General features: G+C 60.9%; 14 protein-coding genes. 7 read left to right on the top strand and 7 right to left on the bottom strand.

What is annotated here, in order from left to right:
* Positions 1 to 5 precede the first annotated feature (5 nt).
* Positions 6 to 3,197, bottom strand: a complete 3,192-nt coding sequence (locus WV31_RS18320) for a FecR domain-containing protein (protein WP_085374915.1) — start codon at positions 3,195 to 3,197, stop codon at positions 6 to 8.
* 230 nt (positions 3,198 to 3,427) lie between these two features.
* On the opposite strand from WV31_RS18320, the gene WV31_RS18315 reads away from it, so the two are divergent.
* The 3 genes from WV31_RS18315 to WV31_RS18305 are packed head-to-tail and all read left to right on the top strand — an operon-like array spanning position 3,428 to position 7,607.
* Entirely contained in the window at positions 3,428 to 4,630 is a 1,203-nt protein-coding gene (locus WV31_RS18315; RefSeq protein ID WP_168185987.1) for a TolC family protein, read from the top strand.
* A gap of 21 nt (positions 4,631 to 4,651) precedes the next feature.
* A complete protein-coding gene (locus WV31_RS18310) occupies positions 4,652 to 6,322 on the top strand; it encodes an ATP-binding cassette domain-containing protein (protein WP_085374913.1) in 1,671 nt (556 codons plus the stop codon).
* Entirely contained in the window at positions 6,315 to 7,607 is a 1,293-nt protein-coding gene (locus tag WV31_RS18305) for an HlyD family type I secretion periplasmic adaptor subunit (protein WP_085374912.1), read from the top strand. The genes WV31_RS18310 and WV31_RS18305 overlap by 8 nt, the downstream gene beginning before the upstream one ends.
* A gap of 247 nt (positions 7,608 to 7,854) precedes the next feature.
* Here the strand turns inward: WV31_RS18305 and WV31_RS21800 are convergent, their stop codons facing one another.
* The 3 genes from WV31_RS21800 to WV31_RS18295 all read right to left on the bottom strand — a co-directional run bounded on the left by WV31_RS21800 (position 7,855) and on the right by WV31_RS18295 (position 9,711).
* The gene (locus WV31_RS21800; protein WP_145980907.1) at positions 7,855 to 8,094 is read right to left on the bottom strand and encodes a hypothetical protein; all 240 of its coding nucleotides are present in this window, start codon (positions 8,092 to 8,094) and stop codon (positions 7,855 to 7,857) included.
* 169 nt (positions 8,095 to 8,263) lie between these two features.
* Positions 8,264 to 9,199 (bottom strand): bacteriohemerythrin, encoded by a 936-nt coding sequence (locus tag WV31_RS18300; RefSeq protein WP_085374911.1) that lies wholly within the window; start codon positions 9,197 to 9,199, stop codon positions 8,264 to 8,266.
* Between the two features lie 245 nt (positions 9,200 to 9,444).
* Positions 9,445 to 9,711 (bottom strand): hypothetical protein, encoded by a 267-nt coding sequence (locus tag WV31_RS18295; RefSeq protein ID WP_145980906.1) that lies wholly within the window; start codon positions 9,709 to 9,711, stop codon positions 9,445 to 9,447.
* 375 nt (positions 9,712 to 10,086) lie between these two features.
* Here WV31_RS18295 and WV31_RS18290 point away from each other — a divergent pair, with 375 nt between their 5' ends.
* Complete coding sequence (locus WV31_RS18290) at positions 10,087 to 10,614, top strand: PAS domain-containing protein (RefSeq protein WP_024081898.1); 528 nt, start codon at positions 10,087 to 10,089, stop codon at positions 10,612 to 10,614.
* Entirely contained in the window at positions 10,589 to 12,526 is a 1,938-nt protein-coding gene (locus WV31_RS18285) for a methyl-accepting chemotaxis protein (RefSeq protein WP_085374909.1), read from the top strand. Before WV31_RS18290 ends, WV31_RS18285 begins: the two co-directional genes overlap by 26 nt.
* Before the next feature lie 114 nt (positions 12,527 to 12,640).
* Here the strand turns inward: WV31_RS18285 and WV31_RS18280 are convergent, their stop codons facing one another.
* Positions 12,641 to 13,969 (bottom strand): tyrosine-type recombinase/integrase, encoded by a 1,329-nt coding sequence (locus WV31_RS18280; RefSeq protein ID WP_085374908.1) that lies wholly within the window; start codon positions 13,967 to 13,969, stop codon positions 12,641 to 12,643.
* Positions 13,970 to 14,660: 691 nt separating this feature from the next.
* Here WV31_RS18280 and WV31_RS18275 point away from each other — a divergent pair.
* Complete coding sequence (locus WV31_RS18275; protein ID WP_145980905.1) at positions 14,661 to 16,274, top strand: glycoside hydrolase family 108 protein; 1,614 nt, start codon at positions 14,661 to 14,663, stop codon at positions 16,272 to 16,274.
* A gap of 90 nt (positions 16,275 to 16,364) precedes the next feature.
* The gene (locus WV31_RS18270) at positions 16,365 to 17,024 is read left to right on the top strand and encodes a hypothetical protein (RefSeq protein ID WP_085374906.1); all 660 of its coding nucleotides are present in this window, start codon (positions 16,365 to 16,367) and stop codon (positions 17,022 to 17,024) included.
* Between the two features lie 217 nt (positions 17,025 to 17,241).
* Here WV31_RS18270 and WV31_RS18265 read toward each other — a convergent pair whose 3' ends face one another.
* Together WV31_RS18265 and WV31_RS18260 are read right to left on the bottom strand one after the other, a co-directional pair.
* Positions 17,242 to 18,591: a tyrosine-type recombinase/integrase gene (locus WV31_RS18265; protein ID WP_085374905.1), complete on the bottom strand. Its 1,350-nt coding sequence runs from the start codon at positions 18,589 to 18,591 to the stop codon at positions 17,242 to 17,244.
* A gap of 265 nt (positions 18,592 to 18,856) precedes the next feature.
* On the bottom strand, positions 18,857 to 19,777 hold the full coding sequence (locus WV31_RS18260; protein ID WP_085374904.1) for an MlaA family lipoprotein: 921 nt from the start codon (positions 19,775 to 19,777) through the stop codon (positions 18,857 to 18,859).
* Positions 19,778 to 19,836: the final 59 nt, after the last annotated feature.

Genomic DNA, 19,836 nt, shown 5'->3' with positions numbered 1-19,836 from the left:
TCTGATTACGACGTGAAGTGGATGTCCGTTGCGGCAAACCCACTGACAGCAGTGGAGCCGCTGTCGCTGGCAACATGCGCAACAACCACTGAATCATTGGTCGACGCGTTGGCATCGGCATCGTAATAGAGATTACCGGTACTGGTGTCGTAGGCAAAGTGTTTGCCGGAATTGGCGGCGCCGGTCGTGGTGAAGTCCGACGCGTTTAGGGCGAAGCCTCCCAATGCTCCGTTGGCGGCACCGTTGGTGTGTGTGAACAGTGCCCCGTCGAAGGATACCTTATCCTCTCCACTCACGAAGTAATTGACGTAATCCCCAACATCACCAGTTGCTGCGTACTTCATGATGTCGGCGTTTCCGCCGCTCGAGGTGAAATTGACGATGTCCGCCCCCGCACCGCCGATGAACGTAACGGCTCCCGAGGTGGCGCTCACCGTATCTACGCCATTCCCGCCAGTGATGGATTCCACACCGCTGACGCTGAGGGTGTGGGCCGTACCGTCGCTCAGCACAATGCTGTCGCTGCTGCCGCTGCCACCGGTAACTGAGGTCGTGGCGCCCGATAGGCGCAGATGGATGTCCGAATCGGCGTAGTTGACCGTGGTGGGGTTGCCGGTGCCATCCAAGGTGCTGACGCTACCGGTTTGTACCACCTGAACGCTGGTCACCGTGCTGGGGAGGTAGTTGGTGTCAACGTAAAACCCGCCACCACCCGTGATCTGGATGGATGTGACGCCACTAATGTTGGCGGGATCCAGATGGGTCTCCAGGCTGCCGAAATTGCCGGCCCCCGACCCGGGGTGGACGTTGAAGATCAGGCTTTCCACGTTGGAGATGGTGGGGGTGATGACGATCTGGCTGCCCGTGGTGGGAACGGTCCCCGTCGACCAGGTCAGGCTATCGGTGCCGTTGCCGCCATTGAGGTTGAAGCCGGAGAAAGTTCCGGATGTGGTCAGGGCATCGCTGCCCGATCCGCCGACAATGCTTTCAATGCCGCTGAAGGTGATGGAGTTCCCCCCCAGCGCCAAATTCAAGGTGTCGGTGCCGCTGCCCCCCGTCACCGTCATGCCGTTGGAGATCGGGGTGCTGAAGGTCAGGACGTTCCCGCCATTGGCCAGGGTCAGGGTTTCCACCCCGGTCAGGGTCAGGGAGTGTGTTCCAGCGGTCAGCAGCGCCATGGTATCCGTTCCGCCGCCCATGTCGAAGGCGTCAGCGGCACCGTTGGCGCCCAGCAGCCCGGTGATGTTCCAGGTCTGATTGCCTGTGGTCATCTGGCTGGCATGGCCGGTCAGTTGCGAAACGCTGATGGAATCGGCGTAGCTGCTGAGCGTGATACTTACGGTTCCGTCGTTGCCGATGATGAAGGTATTGGCGCCGTTGGTGCCGCTAAGGTCGATGGTCTCGATCTTACCGACTTGGAATCCGGTGTTGGTGCCCATCAGGATCAGCTTGTCGCCGTCGCCGTCGGTTTCATCGATAAAACTGTCACCCGTGCCCATGACGCCGGAAATAGTCACGGTATTGGCCGAGGCGGTGCCGGTAATGTAGTCGTTGACCCCGACGGTGGTGGTGACGGTCTGGGAACCGCCGGTCAAGGTATGCACCGTGGTGGTTTGCTGCGAAGCCTGCTGGACGACGTTGTTGACCTGATTCTGAATCTGCTGCTGGACCACCGTCTCGATATGTTGGGCCAGCAGGAGCTGATTCTGCGGAGCCAGGATGTTGAGGCCGCCGAACAGGGCTCCATTGGGGTCATTGGCCAGCACGTTGCCGACCAGGGAATCAATCGCCTTGGCGAACTGCTCCACTGCCGCCCCGAAACCTTCATTGCCTCCCACCAGGGCTCCTTGTCCCAAGGCCGCCAGACCGCTCTCCGAAGTCGGTCCGAACAGCGTCGTGGCCGCCTTGGCGAAATCCGAACCGGCCTGGGCTCCGAACAGAGTGGTCGCCGCTTTGGCGACATCGGCCGCTCCCTGGGCGCCAAACAGTGCCGTAGCCGCTTTGGCCATGTCGGCAGCGGCAGCCGGTAGATTTGCTTGGGCCGCCAATCGGGCCTCGTTGGCCTTGGCTTCGGCGATGGCCTTGGGGTCAACGGCAAGCTTGGCCGTATCCTTGGCGACTTTCTCCGCTTCGGCTTTCACCTTGGCTTCGACAGCCGCCTTGGCCTCGGCCACGGCGGCGGCCTTTTCCGCCTGGGTCTTGGGAGCGGCGTCACTCTTTTGCTGCATCTGCTGCTGTTGCTGCCTCATCTGGGGCGAAGCCGGAGGCTCGGTGCGCTGCTGCAGGGGCGGCTGGGGCGGCGGCAAGGATTGGACCGCGCTACCAAAACTTTGCTGGATCTGTTGCGCCGTGAGAGTGACCGGCGGCGGCGGCGGCAGCAGCGCGCTGGATATTTGTACGGCCTGATTGACCTGCGACATGACCTGCACGCCGGCGGCGTTCTTGACGGCGATCTGACCCACCGTTCCGCCGGAATCGGCCAGCAGAGCCACGGTGTTGTTGCCGCCCTCGGGGGCGGCGACGCCGGCCACGGTCGTGCCGCGCACGCCGATGGTCAGGATCGGAGTCTTGACGATCATGGCGTCGGGGGCGGTGCGGGCGATTTCGCCGCTGATGAAACTGAACGGGCCGTTGGTCACCGAGACCGTTGACGAGCCGGTATTGGTGCCGGGATCGTAGCTGAGTTGATCGAGAATGGCGCGGGCAGCGTTGCCCACCGAAAAGGTAGAGCCATCGACGAACACGATGCCGACGCTGCCCTTGGCCCCCGTGGTGACGATGTCGCCCTCGAACACCGCCATGCCCTTGACGGCGGCTTCGACGGTGCCGTCGGCGTGGCGAATCTGTGCGACGCCGGAAGTGGTATCCACCTCGCCAATCGGTGCCGGTCCCTGGGTTGGGGCCGTCTGCGCATATTGGCCGGGAGCCATGGGACCGGCTAGGCGGACCGCCAGATCGGCGGTAATGATCGCTCCCTCCTGGGTGTGCAGGTCGGGAGGGGTGGCCAGAGCAAAGAAATCGCGCACCACCAGCCGCGAGCCGTTGGTGGCGACGATTTCCAGATTCGGACCGATCCGGTGGAAATCGGCCGAGGCAAGAGCGAAGCCATCCGGGACTGTGATTGCGCTCGCCCTGGCGGCGTCGAACACCTTGGTCGGCACGCTATCTTGGATTGCGTTGTTGGCTGAGGCCGTCATCAATCAAAATCCCCCTCTGCCCGACGCCCCTGGGTAGAATGATTGTGATAATAATAATCACTACCTTTGGTGTAAGGCTATAGCGAAATTGTCTTATCCACTATATCATCGGCACCGTTCTATCCAATAGGGGGCATTTCATGCGGGCTGTAAGGTATGGCGCTCTGGCAGTGCTGGCTGCCGGGATTATCTTGGCCCCTGAGGCCAAAGCCGATGATCTTCGCCAACTCATGGATGATCTGCTTCGTACGAGCGACCGCCTTGTTGCATCCAACGCCGATGTCGAGGGCGCGCGCCAGAATATCGAGGTTGCGCGGGGCGGCTGGTATCCGACCCTGACCCCGGCGATCAATTACGGCTACGAGAAACAGAACAAGCCCACCGGGTCGCTGGACACCAACGCCTACCGCAACGAATACAGCGCCAGCCTGAAGCAGCTGGTGTGGGATTTCGGCGGTGTCAATGCCCAGATCGACAAGGCCGCCGCCACCCATCGGCAGACCGAGTCCACCCGCGACGGCGTCCGGCAGGGGCTGATGCTGGAGGGGCTGTCCGCCTACACCAATCTGGTCCGGACCCTGCAGCAGTTGAGCTATGCCCGCGAGTCCGAGGCCAACATCCGCCGGCAGACCGGCCTGGAAGAGGCCAAGGTCGATCTCGGCTCGGGCCTGTCGTCCGATGTGCTGCAGGCCAAGACCCAGTTGGCGGGCGCCCAGGCGGCCAGAATTCAGGCCGAGTTCCTGCTGGCCCAGGCGCAGAACCGTTTCCGCAACGTCTTCAACAAGCCGATGCAGGACGCCAAGTCCATGGCCCTGCCCAAGGTTCCCATGGATACGCTGCCGGCCAGCCTGGAAGAGGCGGTTGCTACGGCACGGACCAATAGCCCCTCCATCAAGGCGGCGACCCATGCGGTCGAGGCGGCCCGGATGCAGGCCGAGGCCACCAAGGCTCAGGGCTTCTACCCCAAGGTCGAGATGGTGGGCGAGGCCCGCAACAAGCGCAACGTAAGCGGCACCATGGGGACGCAGCAGGAGTATCTGGCCAAGGTGGAGGTCTCCATTCCGTTCAATCTCGGCTTTACGGCCATCAACAGCCTGAAGGCCTCGGAAAGCTCCATCGTCGCCACCGAGCGTCGTCTGGCCGAAGGGCGCGACCAGATTGACGAGCAGGTGGGTAACGCCTGGGAAAACTACATGCACCAGAAGGCACGGGCCGAGTCCTTGCGTAATCAGGCGGTGCTGGCCAACGAATTCCTTGAATTGGCGCGCAAGGAGCGCGCCCTGGGCAACCGTTCCCTGATCGACGTTCTGGCCGGTGAAACGGCGCTGATCAACGCTCAGAGCCAGGCCAGTTCGGCCCAGGCGGACGTGGTGATCGCCTCCTATACCGTGCTTGCGGTGATCGGAAGCTTCGATCCGGGTGTGGTGCGCTAGACGGGGACAGGAGAGGCCGGCGTGCAGGAACTCCTCCGTCGTCTGGCGGCCCACCCCCTCGTCCTCACCGAGCTTCTGGCCTCCACCCTGTTCATTACTCTGCTGGGGTTGGCATCGACGTTATTCGTCATGTTGGTCCTCAATCGCTACGTCCCCTATGGGGTGGATGCGACGCTGGTTACCTTGACGACTGGCGTGCTGCTGGCGGTCGCCCTGGAGTTCGGCTTTCGCGAAGCCCGTATCCGCCTGTGTGGTGCCATTACCGGACCCGCCGAGGCTCTGCGCGGTGAAAGCGCCTTTGCCGCCCTGGCCCAGGCCAGGGTTGGCGTTCTGGATCGACTGCCGCCCGGCCTCATGCAGGAAGTCATGCGCGGACTGGACGTGATCGACCGCGTTTTCACGCCGGCTAATCTTTGCGCTGCCCTGGATGTCCCATTTGCCATCCTGACCATTCTCGCCCTGGTCTTTCTTAGCCCGCTGCTGGCCGCCATAGCCCTGCTGTTCATGGCCGTTTCGATGGGGACGGTGGTGATGGGCGAGCGCCTGCTCCGGGATGTGGTGCGCAAGGCCAGCGAGGGCGAGACGGCGGCCCAGGCCGCCTTGGACGCGGCGATCCACGGGGCTGATACGCTGCGCATTTTCAATGGGGGGGGACGGGCACTCAAAGCCTGGCGCAATGCCCGCAGTGCCGTGTTGGATACTCGGCGGCGCCTGGGGGAACGGCAAAGTCTCGTGCAGTCCATTACCCAGACCACGGCCGTTCTCCAAGGTGTGGTCATCATAACCGTCGGAGCTGTTCTCGCGGTTAAGGGGGACCTTTCCGTGGGGGCCTTGATTGGCGCCAACATCATGGCTGCCCGAGCCCTTGGCCCCATCAACCGCATGGCAGGGTTGGCCGAGATGTTTGCGCGCGCAGACCTGGCTCTGCGTCGGATTCAGGATTTGATGCGCCTGCCGCGCGAGCATCAGTCCGGAGCCGCTCTCCGCTCTGTGAGCGGCAGGCTGGAATTTGTGGACGTGGCCTTTGCTCATCCGGGATCCTCAGGACCGCTGGCCGAACACCTGTCACTGCGTCTTGAGGCCGGCATGGTGCTGGCAGTGTCCGGCCCCAACGGCAGCGGCAAGACCACCCTGGCCCGCCTGCTGATGGGATTAATCGAACCGATCCGGGGGCAGATCCTGGTGGACGGGGTCGAATTGCGGCAATTGTCCATGGAGTGGTGGCGAAAGCAGGTTTGCTATCTGCCCCAGGAGCCGGAACTGCTGGACGGTACCATCGAGTCTGCGGTGCGTTCGGCCAATCCTGACATGGACGATGCATCCTTCAATCGGGCTCTGCAATCCGCTGGCCTGAGGAATTGGCTGGATTCATCCCTTGATGGCATCAATACGCCCATCTCCAAGGGTGGGCGGAACCTTGCCTTGGGGGTACGCCGCCGCGTTGCCCTGGCGCGGGCCCTGGCTGCCGGCGGGCGATTCGCGGTCTTTGACGAGCCCACCGATTCCCTCGACGCCGAAGGCAGGGCGGCTGTCTATCAGGCAATGAACGATTTGGCCCAGTCGGGGGCCACTATCATCGTCTTTTCCCACGACCCGCTGGTGATCCGGGGAGCAAGTTGGCTGCTTGACCTGGGGATCAAGCCGGTTCCGGCGCTGACCGGTCCCATCCGTCACGAGGCCAGCCATGTCTGAGCCGCATGAAGTGGAAATCGGTCCAGTTACCCGTGCAACCCACCTGTTCATAGCCTGCGCCGGAACGCTCGTCGTTGGCTTCCTGGCGTGGTCCAGTATCGCCATCCTTGACGTGGTCAGCCAGGCATCGGGCGAGGTGGTTCCCTCCACCCAACTGAAATCCATCCAGCATCTGGAGGGCGGCATCGTTGCCGAAATTCTGGTCCGTGAAGGTCAGGCGGTCTCCAAGGATCAGCCGCTGGTGACCTTGCAGGCCACCGCCAGCGGTGCCGATGTCAACGAAATGTCGATCCGGCTGGTGACGCTCAATCTCAACGTCGCGCGCCTGGAAGCCGAGGCCGCCGACAAGGACGGGGTGGTCTACCCGCCGGAGATCGTCCGCACCCACTCTGATCTGGTCACCGCCACGGATAACCTGTTTCGTAGCCGCCGGGGCAAGCTGGTCTCCACTCTGGGCGGACTGCAAGAGGCCTTGAACCAGCGCGAACAGGCGGCCGGCGAGGTCGAAGCCCGACTGCGCAACGCGCGCAATACACTGCGTCATCTGGGCGAGCAGGTCAGCATCAGCGAATCCATGATCCGAGAGGGCCTTTCCACCCGGTATACCCATCTCGCCTTGCTGCGAGAGCAATCGGCTTTGCGCTCGCGAATCGACGAGGACGAGGCGGCCCTGCGGCGCAACCAGGCCGCCATCAAGGAAGCCCGGACTCAGATCGAAACCAGCCGCCAATCCTACCGTCAGGAAGTGGTGGAGCAACTGGCCCAGGCTCGGCGCGATCTGGATGAACTGTCACAACGCTTCAGCAAGGTGTCGGACAATCTGGAGCGGACCACCATCCGCTCGCCGGTGGAAGGCGTGGTGAAAACGCTCTACGTGGCGACCCAGGGCGGCGTGGTTAAACCCGGCGCCACGGTTCTCGACATCGTGCCTGCCGGCGACCGCCTGATCGTCGAAGCCAAGCTGCCGACCTATGACATCGGGTACGTTTCGCTCGGTCAGCCCGCCCGAATCCGGCTGGCATCCCAGGATGGGGTGCGCTTCGGCTCCATCGACGGCAGCGTTGTCCACATCGGCCCCGACAGCAATGTCAGCGAGAAGGGCGGTTCGTTCTACAAGGTCCGAATCGAGACAACCAGGGACCACTTCCAGCATCGCAGCGAGAGTTACCGGCTTTACCCCGGCATGCAGGTTACAGCTCACATTCGGACGGGTGAACGAACCGTTCTCGCCTATTTTCTTGAGCCGTTCATTGGCCTGACCGGCTCGGCCTTGAAAGAGAGGTAGGAGGCCTGAATCGGCATGTGGACGAGCAATTTGATTAATCCGATCCCGGTGGCCAGGGTGCCAACTTCCACATTTTCCAAGCCGAAATCAGCCCATCCTCTTCCGGCCCATCCCTGCCGTACCCGGCCACGCGCACGTTCGACCGCTCCTGGCACCCAAGGGCCGCAGAGGCCCTTCGCCGTGAATGACGGGTGTCTGGGGTGAGCGGCCAGACGCAGCGCTGTGGCCAGCCGGCCGTCCATGACCCTCATGAGCCAGTCAGCAGGTCGTCACCCTCGTCCGCCGCCTCGTCACTGATGGCATTGCCGCCTAGCTGCGGCTCGTTGGTGGGAATGATCTTGTCTAGCGGCAGCACACCGTGGATGGCTGGATGTGGGAGATCTGGGCCATGGTGTTCGACGCCGCCATTGAGGAGCTGCCGCAGCAGAACAGGGGGGGGGGGACGGTGACAATTAATGGCTAGATGGCCGTAATTGGCAATGAACATGCCTAGCGGACGTTCTCGCTGACAAACAGTGGCCGGGGCCACTACGGTCGCCTGCCTTGTTGCGACAAAATGGCCCAGCATGATCCAAATCGTTCATCCGAAAGATTGAGCCGCCCTTATTCACGTCGTCCAACAGCCAAGAACCTTGGTCACGCAGGCATGCAGGCTCTTAGGCTGAATATTTATCTGCAGCCTCCAATGCCAGAAGACCAAGAGGACGGTTGTCCACGGCGGAATCTCTCATCCAGCGCTTATACTGCATGTCTTCGACCATGATATGCTGGCGAAGCCATTCGGTGACCAAAGATGGCAGATTGTCGACAACGGAAAATGTCCCATGCTGGTAGGCTTCCGCTATCGCCTTGATACGACCATGAAACATCCTGTGCTTGTGATGGTGCTGAGCCAGATTGTTATAGCCTAGGGCTCTGAGGGCATTTTCCTCGCGGTAGAAATGGCCTACGACATATTCCCCAAGCATATTCATGGAACTAGCGATCGTAAAGTGGCTATCATCCTTATGGCGGAGGGCTTCCGAAATATTCCTCGCCAATTCAAAGAACGCTTTGTGGTCGGCATCCAAGGTGTCATTCCCAACCGACATTTCCTGAGACCACTCGGGAAGGGCATCCTGCCCAGGGTCTTTCCAGCCCTGCGCATTGGGAAGGCAGGGGAAATCGGGGGGCTCAACCAATGAGCTCATGTGGCAGACATGGGTCACCGCGTACAGCGTCTGGGAGAGCCCCTTCGGATTGAACGGTTTGGTGATGCATTCGGTGGCGCCGAGTAGGTTCAGCTTTGCCATGGTCGCTTCGTCGGTTTCGGCGGTAAACATGATGACCGGGATTTTTGAAACATCGTCTTCGGATGAATTTCGCAGCCCAGCCAGGAAGGAAGCACCTCCGACCGGCGTCATATGATAATCGCAGATAATGGCTGTCGGCTTGTGCTCGTGCGCCAGGGACAGCCCTCGCGCTCCATCGGAAGCGGTTAGCACCGTTGCTCCCATTGCGACAACAACCTTCGACAGCAGCATCATCGTCGTTCTGTCATCATCGATCAGCAGAACAACAACGCCTTCAGAGTCGAATCTTTTAAATGTCATTGCTCCCTATATCTCCGACTGTCCAATAGCATACATGGCTGACGGGGGGCAATAATGGAGCCAGCAGCCATCACACAAGCTTCAACGCTATCAAAAATCACAATGAAGAATAACGTTATTATTTATAGAATGAGGGATTTGCGGATTGATATATCGATTTTCACTGACAAAATGAGCGCCACATCTGAGAAACTCCTCTCTAAAAAGCATTCTATTCAGAGAAAGTCTCCATATTCTATGGTGTTTTACTTGTCATGTCTCTTGCTCATAAGCGCTTCGAGCTTCGCAACAGTGTTTGCCTGGAGGAATTTAATATTTCTCGCCATTTCAATTGATGCCCTATATGCCTCGTCGGCTTGATCAAGAGAGGCAATGGCAACTGGCGTTAGCGCCCCCATAGCCTTAAGACGGTCGCGCAGGAAAATGACGTTCCGCCGAGCCTCGGCCAGTTTGTTCAGAAGAAAGTTGTCGGTTTTGTCGATTTTCTCCAACGAGACGTTATTTTCTTCCATGAGATGCCCCATGCCATTCGGCGCGCTTTCACAATCCCACGCGATACACAAGCGGGATGGTACCGCAAAAAATTGAATGGGGTTTGGGGTTGCGAGAAATGGAATGTAAACGAAAGATGTGGGCTCGCCCCTATGCTAAGGCCTACCCCTGCTCCCCTACCGTAACAAGCCTTCTGTCTGCTTTCCCCGACCAGTTTGGGAGGGTTGATCTAGGCATACAACGTGGGCATCTCGTCATGGCACAAAGTGGGGGTGACCACGCACCAATCCATTGACTCCCCTCCCTGATACGAAGGATATATACCGTCAACACCCTAGGCTATCGCTCGGCGAAACGGGCGGTTCCAGCGGATTTCCTGTTGAGATCGACGACACATGGTTCAGCCACAAACATTCGTACTGACCGGTAAGGAACGCTTTCTGGCCTCAGATGCCATCGTAGTCAGTAAGACAGATCCTGGCGGCCGGATAACCTACGCCAACCGCACCTTCCTCGACATTGCTGGATACAGGGAGAACGATGTCTTGGGGCGCCCCCACAACATCCTCCGCCACCCAGACATGCCGCGCGCGGTGTTCAAGCTGCTGTGGGACACCATCCAAGACGGTAGCGAGATTTTTGCCTACGTTATCAACCGGGCTAAGAATGGCGACCATTACTGGGTTTTCGCCCACGTAACGCCGACCTTCGGTGCGGACAACACCATTATCGGCTTCCATTCCAGCCGCCGCGCCCCGATCCGCAAAGCTGTGCAGACCGTCACCGAGGTTTATCGCGAGCTGAAGCAGGAAGAGTCCAAGTTTGGCAATCCCAAAGACGCAGCGGCGGCAGGACTGGACATGCTCAATCGAAAATTCATTGGCGCAGGCGGGACCTATGAAGACCTTGTCTTCTCTCTCTAAATCCTTCGCGGCGAGCCTCGCCGCTGGACTGGCATCCATGTTGGCGGGAATCGCCTGCCTTGTGGCGGGCAACACCATGGCCGGGGTCCTGGCCATGGTTGCTACCGCCCTCACCGGGTCCGCAATCCTGTGGAACCGCAGGAGCGCTGCCCGCGTGAGTGAGGCCTCCAGGGCCTTGGCTGCCCTAGCAGACGGCGACCTCAACAGCCGCATGGTTTGGCTGTCGGATGGCGGAGACGTCCATGCCCTGAGCGAGAACTTCAACGCTGCCGCCGATAAGGTAGAATCATTCGCACGCGAGGTCAGGGGCGCCCTGGAGGCGGCCTCTCACGGCCGGTTCAAGAGGACCATCCGGCCCGAAGGCATGAACAACGACTACCGGGGCTATGTGGAGGCCATCAATGTCGCCTGTCATCGCCTGGAACAGGCGGAACAGGGGATCGGCGTCATGGTCGAGCGGATCGATAAGCAGGTGGCGGACACGCTGGAAAGCGTCGCCCACTTGACTGAGGATCTAGTTAACAGCGCACATACTATGTCAAGTGTCACCCAGGAGGTGAGCGCCGACGCCGAGATCGCCTCATCCTCAGCGGAAAGTGCATCGTGCTCGGCACAGACAGTAGCGGCGGCGGCGGAAGAGTTGCACGCCTCCATCGCCGAGATCTCCGCCCAGGTTGGACGCTCCTCGACTGCCGCACAGTCGGCGGCGGCGAGCATGAGCGACGCCCGTCATGTGATCGTCCGGTTGGGCTCAGCTGCACAGGAGATCGGCGACGTCCTAGCCCTAATCCGCGACATCGCTGCCCAGACCAACCTGCTGGCCTTGAACGCTACCATTGAGGCGGCCCGCGCGGGGGAGGCGGGAAAAGGCTTTGCGGTGGTGGCCAACGAGGTAAAGAATCTAGCCAACCAGACGGCACGGGCTACCGAGGACATTACCGAAAAAATTACTACCATCCAGGAGGTCGCCAACGACACCACCGCCATGATGGCGACTGTGTCTGAGGCGATCCATGGCATGGAGGAAGTAAGCTCTGGCATCGCTGCGGCTGTGGAGGAGCAGACCGCCGCGACTAGCGAGATCGCCCGCACTGTGGGGGTCACCGCTGAGCAGGCGGAAGAGGTCAAGCGGCGCATGCGCTCGGTTGAGGACAGCGTGTCCAAGGCTGACAACGCCTCGGTTGCGGTCAACGAAAGTGCCGTGCGCATGGACGAATCCTTGAACGGTATGCGCAAGCTGCTGATTAAGGCGGTACGTACCTCCTCGGAATTCGCCAATCGGCGCAAGGGTCCCCGCCGGGCTGCCATGTTAGACGCAGAGATCCGCCAAGGGGGACGCGTAATCACGGCCCAGATCCATGACCTGTCTGAGGGCGGCGCCATGGTCACCAATCCTAGCGGTTCGGCCCTGGCCCGTGGGGCAAGTGTCCTGCTCGTTATTCCAGGGGACGGAGTGGAAATTCGCGCCGAGATCTCGGCAGCAACCGATGCCTTCTACCATATGCACTTCGTCGAAGGAGCCCTGCCCACTGCCAAGGTCGATTCCCTTTCCAAGAGCAGTATCGGCCGCCTACTGGAGACGACCAAGGAGGATCACCGGCAGTTCGTCAGACGAATCGCAGACGCGGTGGAGGGCAAGGTCGCGCTGTTGCCGTCGGAACTGAGCACCCACCACACCTGCCGTCTGGGCCGTTGGTACGACAATGTCACCGACGACCACATGATGGCGCTTTCTGCTTTCAAGAAGCTGCTTGACCTGCACCGCCCGGTCCACACTACGGGTCGCAATGTGCTGATCGCCCTAGAAAAGCAACAGCTTTCGGAAGCCCGTGACCGCTATCAGAGGCTGGAGGAGCAGTCCCAAGCAGTCATTGCGGGGCTTGACGCGTTGATGCGCGAATACACGGCCTGATCCATGACCACCACAGTCTCAAATTGGCACAACGGAGCCATAGCGGACCTTCAGCCTCAATGGCGGTTGTCGGGGCTACAACTGCCGACTAACACATAGGGGCCACGGGGACACTCATGCCTTCCGCTGAGGAAGCTGCACCACCTCGGCTGCAGGATTTCTGCTCATGGCGGCGGCAATGGCTCCCGCAACCGCCGCTTGTGCGGCCTTCACCGGATCGGCGGCAAGGTGCGCATAGCGGGCGGTTGTTTGGGGTTGTGAATGCCCCAGCATCTTGCCGATAATAGGAAGCCCCAGACCAGCGGAGGCCGCAACGGACGCGAAGGCATGGCGCAAATCGTGGATGCGCACATCATCCATTCCGCCCGGCAATTCAATTCCAGCATCCTCCGCCGCTTTCTGGCATTCCGCATAGGTCGACGCCCGCTCATGCTTCTCGGCCAACCCCTGGACAAGCGGCCCCATTTTTTCGTGGTCACGCCAAAGGCGGACGGTTGCGGCCTGCCGAATGACACGCCACGGCTTTTCAAGGTTCACAAGGCAAGCGCCATCTTTGCCGCCAACAATGACGAACGGGTTTCCGTCGATCTGGGGCAAATCCGCAAGGACCGCCATCGCTGGCGGGGGAAGGTGCAGGGTCTTCGCGCCCGTCTTGGAATCCGGCAAGCGCACCTCGTTCTTGGCGAAGTCGATCCATTCCCAACGCAAAGTGAGAATTTCCTGTAGCCGCGCCCCGGTAAACACCAGCAATTTGATTGAGGCGGCCACATAGGGCGAGCCCTTATAGGCGGCCAGCACTTCCCCCAACGCAGCCAATTCATCGGCAGACAGGAACCGCTCCCGCTTGGACTCCTTAAACTTCTCGATATGGCGACATGGGTTGGTGCCATCTGTCCGCTCGCCCCAGGTTTCCGCCAGATTGAACAGCTTGGACAGGACCGCCAAAACTCGATTGGCCTGATACGGTGTGGCCCGCAATGAATGGTGCAGCTTCGCAATGTCTGCCCGCTGAACATCCTTCACCCGAAGCGAACCGATGGCTGGGACCACAATCCGATTAAGAATGTCGCGGTAGCCCTCAGCGGTCCTGGCCTTGCGCTTCGCCTCGGCATGTTCCTCTAGAAATTTGCTGGCGGCATCGGCCATCAGCATGGCGGTCTTACTGGCCTCCTTGGTTTGCGCCGGATCTTTATCGTCGGCAACCAGCCCCAGCAGCTTCCGGGCTTCCTTCCGCGCAGTCTCAGGCGTCCAGGGCGAGCCATGCTTGCCTATGGTGAACCACCGTTGGCGCCCGCCGACCCGGTACTTGAGGACATAGACCTTGGCCCTTGTCTGGCACCGAATGGCGAAGCCCGCAACCTTTGTGTCCCAAACCAGCGAACCGGGGCGCATTGCATCGACAACGCTCACCGTGACTTCGGCCTTGCGTGAATTGGTCGGCATGACTGCTTCCCCGCACTTGGTTGCTAATATGCCATTCTAGCAACCATAATAGGGCGGGGCAATGGCGGCGAGTGTCGGATGCCACGCCTAACTTTCCTGGGTTTTAGCGGTCTATTGTGGCTTATTGCGGATGACGTCGTGATCAAACTTCAAATTTGTAATCAGGGGGTCGCGGGTTCGAACCCTGCAACCGGCACCAAAATTTACCTTATTATACAATTCATTAGATAAAAGTCAGCCACGGCAACGGGCTGGCTTTTTGCGTTAGTAGGGTAAAAGTAGGGCAAGTGGGGCTGGGGGGTGGTTTGGGGCTATTTGCGAGCCTGCACGGGATGCCCAGGCGGGGATTGCGGGCTTGGTGGAGACGGTCGGGTCTCCTCGGGAACACTACCTTATATTGCGCAATGCCGTCTGTTAGCCAGCAAGCCCCCGCCCCCCCTGATGGTGGGGTTTGGGCTTAATAGGGCTGTAATAGGCGGTTGGTCGCAGCCCTACCGCCCCTGCGCCACCGGCATCGCATCCCGCCTTTCCTCATGGCCCATCGCCGCAGGGCGCGCGGCTTCGCGGTATTTTGTCATATCAGCATCCGAAAACTGGGAATATTAAGGAATATAAGCATAATATTCTTGATTCGTTCCGCAGCAATCCTTATGGTGTTACGAGCCCCCCCCCAACGCAAAGGAGTCATGCCGTGGGAGGCTTCGCGGAACTATCATTGGCCGGCGCGGAAGGCGCTGGTCTGGCGGCAGGCACCTCCGGTGGCGCGGGGCTGCTGGAACAAATGGGGGCCGGGCTGACCTCGGCGCTCGACGCCGGGGCCTCTGTCGGGTCGGGCGCGGCGGCGGCGAGTTCAGCATCGGAAATCGTCCCCGGCCTATTGGACGGACTGGGCAACGCGGCGGCCAATGCCGGTAGCGCGGCCACCTCGTCCGGCAACCTGCTGGACGGGTTGGGCGAGGCGGCGACCAATCTGGCCCCCACGCCCACGTTCACCACCAATCTGCTCGACGATATCGGCTCGGGCTTCGGCACCGACCTTGGAATGGCCGCACCGTCCTGGCAGCCCTTGGGCGATCTGGCCAAGCTCCAGGGCGGCGATCAGCCCCTGTCGCTGGCCTCGGGCATCGCCGACGCTCCGTCCAGCATCGGCAGCGGCCGGGACGTGGCCGCCCCGAAGAATCTGTTCGGCGGCATGGAGGCTGCTGACGGCGGAGCGCTTCACTCGGACTTCGGCACCACAGATACGCGGGCATTCCGGCCGCAGCCCCAGGCTCAGCGGGGAAGCCTGCTGGAGCGGCTGAGTGGCGGCGACGATCCCCTGACCCCCGATCCCGAATTCAAGTTCCCCAAGATTCCCGACAAGGTGTGGGAGCAGGGCGAGCAGTTGCGCGCCGCCAAGGCGGCCCAGGCGGCACAAGCCCCCCAGGCCGACTGGTGGCAGGCGCGCAGCATGGCCGACACCGTGGACGGGCGCGGCAATTTCGACGGCGTGGCGCAACACTACGCCACCCAGGCCCAGTCCGATCCCCACGGCACCAGCGCCGAGATCGAGGCGGTGACGCAGGAACTGCGCAACCGCAATTCCGCCTCCGCCGATCCGTTCCGCACCCGCATGGAGCAGGAAGGGCTGATGCAGCCCCGACCCACTCCTCAAGGGCGCTCCTATTCGGAATCGGAACTGCTCGGCACTTGGCGGGACAATGTGGAGCGGCAGACCGGCCACCCCCTCACTCAAGTGGCCCAGGCCAATACCGGAACCATAAATGATGGATTAAGCGAAGCCACACTCAATAGAGAAGGTGGCTATTCAAACGACCCGATTGACCGTGGTGGCGAGACTAATTATGGAATCACAAAAGCCACCTTGGATTCCTACCAGAAGAAAAACGGCGGCCTCGGGGAAGGAGGACGCGCAATCGAGGTCAAGGACCTTACCCAAGAACAAGCAAAGGCGATTTACAAAAAAGAGTACTATGACGAACGCCGAATTGGAAACATTCTGGATGATAATATTGCCCACCAGGTATTTGACCTGGGCGTCAATCATTCACCTGGTGCAGCCGGAAAGATGGTGCAAAATGCCATTAACAGCACAATTCCAGGAGCAAATCTCGAAACCGATGGCGTGATTGGCGACAAAACCATCGCGGCCTTAAACAACGCAACGCCCGAACAATTGAAGGCAATCAACAATGCGATCGTTGACCAGCGCGAGGCTTATTACAGGAGATTGGTGCAGCAGGACCCGAGCCAAGCTCGCTTCTTGAATGGGTGGCTCAACCGCGCCAGAGGATTTCGGCAATGAACAGGGATCTTATTCGCGCCGCAATGCCCGTATCGGGCGCAGCACCCTTCTTGTGAGATACCCTATTTTACCCAGCCATTGAGGCGCAAAATGATCGATCTAACTCGGTTCGCGACCGCTCTCTTGATGATTGGCGGTTTTTCCAACTTGGCACTGGCCGAACAACGTTGCGAGTCGTACTTTTTCGAGGCAAGCCCAGGTGATCAGTTCCGCTCGGCGACCGTAATTGGCAAAGAGTCGTCCCGCATATACTTCCATGATCGCGGAGAGATGTGCCCTGCGGAAGGCTGTCGCCGTGACACCTATTTGGTTCCTGGCGATCGCCTCCTCACGAACCAAACAAACGACGACTGGGTCTGCGTCTATTTCAAGGATGTCGGCAAGGCTCCGGTCATCGGCTGGCTGCCAAAGAAACAACTGAACATCGTTACGCCAAACCCTCACCCAGACCTGGATGCTTGGCTGGGAAATTGGGCGAACGATCGGAGCCGCCTCCATATCGGGTTGGGTCCGAAGTCAGGAACTGTTGCGGTCTATGGCACCGCCCATTGGGGCGACGGCCCGGCCCCGCATACCGGCAGCGTTGAAGGAACTGCGATGCCGCTCGGCAATCAGATTCGCATTGAGGATGGTGCCTGCAAGATCAACCTCAGCCTCGTCGGTGAATGGCTGATTGCCGCCGACAATAGTAGATGCGGGGGACTGAATGTCACCTTCACCAGTGTCTATGGAAAAGACCAGCACAGGTGACCTCTTTGCAGACGGTTCCCACATCAGCCTTTCCAAGCCCCTCCGACCTCCCCCAACACCACGCCGGCCACCGCACCGCCACCGGGCCTGTGCGGGCCGCCCGGTGACTCTCGACGGCCCCGTTTAAGGCTGCTTGCCACGTGCCCCCAGGGCACCGGGCCATGGGCCTGGGCGGAAACGACAACGGCCCGACCTGGGTGGGTCGGGCCGTCCCGGATCAGCAGGGTGTTGCCAATCCCTTAAGCCCTGCCCTCTCAGCATCGCGCAAGGCCTTTTTCTTAGCCTTCCCCGCGTCACGCTTTTCCTGGTTCTTGGCGGCTCTGGCCTCCCGTGCCGAACGTTTTACGTCCTCCGGCAAGGCAGCGATGTACTTCTTCATCTGAGTTTCGATGCTGGAGCGCAAATAGCGGACACTTTCCCCTGCGCAATACTCCATAACGCCACAGATGAAGTGGGCCGCCGGTGATGTTGGCTCATTATGTTTATCGAATGCCTGGGTAATGTCGCTGCCGGTTGCCGACTTCCAGAAGCCAGCCATGATCTCCACGACGGCTTTCACATGCAGGTCAGGCTTCCGGCCGGTCACAGTGATGCAGATGGTGAACGGCACCTTGACCAGCTTCTCATCGTTGTCGCTGAGCTTGGGCTCGACCATGTGACCGGGGCGAGACGCCGCAGGCCAGCCCCACGGGTTATCGGCACCATAAAAGATCACGTTTTGTTCCCTGCGCTTTGCCAGCACATCCACCATCATGTCCGACAACGGCAGACTGAAGGCGCGCTTCTTGCCGCCCTTGGGCTCGGGGATGAACAAGGTTCCGGCCCGAAGGTCCACATGCTCCCACCGCATGACGGCCGCCGACCGGCGGCGCAGACCGGACAGCAGCACGAACAGGTAGTAGTCCGTGCGGATCGGATTGGGCAGGCGGTGGATGCCCTGGTACCATTCGGCCAAATCCTCGGCGGCGATGGCGGCGTCCCGCGCCTCCTCCGGGTACCAATCCACGGCAATGACCGGATTCACGGGCGGCAGGTCTTCGAACTGCTTGAGAGCCCGGTTGTAGGTGGCGCGGATCATCCGCATGGCGCCGTTGGCCGCGTAGGTGCCCCGCTCCTTGCCGATCTTGCGGTGACGGCCGTAGCAGTCCTTGCGGGTGATCTCCGACAGCGGGCGGGCGAGCCAGTCCCGGAAGTACCGTTGCAGGGTCGCCCGATATTCGGCCAGGGTGGCGGGAGCCCGGACCTTCGGAGCGTCGAGGTATATCTCGGCAGCCTCGGCCAGGGTCAGTTGCTTGGCGCGGGCCTGCTTCTTGACCTTGTTGGGGTCGATGCCCTCCCGCAATGGGCTGGCCTTCTTGCGGGCCTGCTCGGTGGTGATGACCCCGTGGCGCCCGATGGTCACCAGCCGCGAGCGACCGTTGGGCGAACCCTCGGCGATGTAGGTCTTGGTGCCGATCCCGACCTTGAGGCCAAATCCCTTAAGTTGGCTGTCTTTATAAATGGCTTGTCCAGAAGCACTAAACGGAATAGCATCGACAGTGCTTTTCGTAAGTCTGGTAACTGACATGGCGCGCCCCGTGCTTAGTAGTGGTATAGTAGGGGCGGTAGCTACAACAGCACCTACACACCCTACAAACTTATTTGGCAATTTTGCCAGCAAAGCCGCAATACGGCCAGCGCTACTAGGTCAATACTATACTCAACTACAACGAATACTGCGCCATTTGTAATCAGGGGGTCACGGGTTCGAACCCTGTAACCGGCACCAGAATGCAAGAAAGGGGCGGTCCCGTGGGGCCGCCCCTTTTGGCTTTCCGTCCGGCTGACCGATCTTATTTTCCGGGCTCGACGAATTCGACGGCGCTGGGCTTCGCCTCGCTGTCCTTGGGCGTGGCGGTGCCTTGACCCTCGGCCGCCTTGGGCGGAGCGGCGGCGGCGGGGGCGGAAGACGGCCCGGCTGCGGCCGGAACGGCGGCGGCGGCACCGTTGGCCGGCTGGCCCGGCTGCGGCGCGCGGCTGTCCTTCTGGCCGTTGAGCGAGGCCTGGACGGAGGCGTTGCGGAACTGGCGATACAGGCTGCGGATGGCGGCGTACTCGTCGATGGAGGTCCGCCGGATTTCCTTCATGGTATCCAGGTGCTCGGCCCTGGTATCGACGATATCCGCGCCCATGGTGACGTTGTTGATCATCCCCAGCCCCTGGGCGGCGAACACCTGCCCGGTGGGTTCGACGAAGAAATCGGCGGCGCGCCCGGCGCCATCGCGCAGGTTGGACGGGCCGAAGAACGGCAGCATGAGATAGGGGCCCTCCTCGGCCCCCCATACGGCGAAGGTCACGCCCAGATCGGTCTTGTGGCGCTTGGCCCCGCCGCTCTCGGCGACCACGTCCTGGGTGCCCAGGAGGCCGAAGGTGGAATTGATCATGAAGCGGCCCAGGGCATCGGCGGCGGCTCCGGGATTGCCCTGCAGCAGGTCGTTGCCGGCGGTATAGGGCTCCTGCAGGTTGGCCAGCAGGTTATGGATGGCCTGCCGGAACCAGACCGGGGCCACGTCCCGATAGGCCTCGGCGATGGGCTCGGCCACATTGCTGTCGAGGAAGACGTTGACGTCGTAGATGGCCCGGTTGGTGGGTTCCAGCGGGTCGTTGACGGCCAGGGCCTCGGCGCGATCCTCGGGATCCTCCGGAAGCGTCGCACAGGCCGACACCATCGAAACCGCCATGGCGGTCGCCACGGAAAGCAGACGACGCCTCATCGTAATAGACCTCCAGCCGGTAAAACCCCGGCGGGCACATCCAATGCGCACCGCCTCCC

The organism is Magnetospirillum sp. ME-1, from assembly GCF_002105535.1.
Classification (GTDB): domain Bacteria; phylum Pseudomonadota; class Alphaproteobacteria; order Rhodospirillales; family Magnetospirillaceae; genus Phaeospirillum.
This window is presented reverse-complemented; position numbering and strand designations above follow the sequence as displayed.

Bases quoted from the DNA above. Each gene is read 5' to 3' on its own strand.
- WV31_RS18315 (WP_168185987.1), top strand. From the start codon at position 3,428: ATGGATGATCTGCTTCGTACGAGCGACCGCCTTGTTGCATCCAACGCC.
- WV31_RS18265 (WP_085374905.1), bottom strand. From the start codon at position 18,591: ATGTCAGTTACCAGACTTACGAAAAGCACTGTCGATGCTATTCCGTTT.
- WV31_RS21800 (WP_145980907.1), bottom strand. From the start codon at position 8,094: ATGTTCATTGCCAATTACGGCCATCTAGCCATTAATTGTCACCGTCCC.
- WV31_RS18290 (WP_024081898.1), top strand. From the start codon at position 10,087: ATGGTTCAGCCACAAACATTCGTACTGACCGGTAAGGAACGCTTTCTG.
- WV31_RS18270 (WP_085374906.1), top strand. From the start codon at position 16,365: ATGATCGATCTAACTCGGTTCGCGACCGCTCTCTTGATGATTGGCGGT.
- WV31_RS18295 (WP_145980906.1), bottom strand. From the start codon at position 9,711: ATGGAAGAAAATAACGTCTCGTTGGAGAAAATCGACAAAACCGACAAC.
- WV31_RS18305 (WP_085374912.1), top strand. From the start codon at position 6,315: ATGTCTGAGCCGCATGAAGTGGAAATCGGTCCAGTTACCCGTGCAACC.
- WV31_RS18285 (WP_085374909.1), top strand. From the start codon at position 10,589: ATGAAGACCTTGTCTTCTCTCTCTAAATCCTTCGCGGCGAGCCTCGCC.
- WV31_RS18320 (WP_085374915.1), bottom strand. From the start codon at position 3,197: ATGACGGCCTCAGCCAACAACGCAATCCAAGATAGCGTGCCGACCAAG.
- WV31_RS18280 (WP_085374908.1), bottom strand. From the start codon at position 13,969: ATGCCGACCAATTCACGCAAGGCCGAAGTCACGGTGAGCGTTGTCGAT.
- WV31_RS18260 (WP_085374904.1), bottom strand. From the start codon at position 19,777: ATGAGGCGTCGTCTGCTTTCCGTGGCGACCGCCATGGCGGTTTCGATG.
- WV31_RS18300 (WP_085374911.1), bottom strand. From the start codon at position 9,199: ATGACATTTAAAAGATTCGACTCTGAAGGCGTTGTTGTTCTGCTGATC.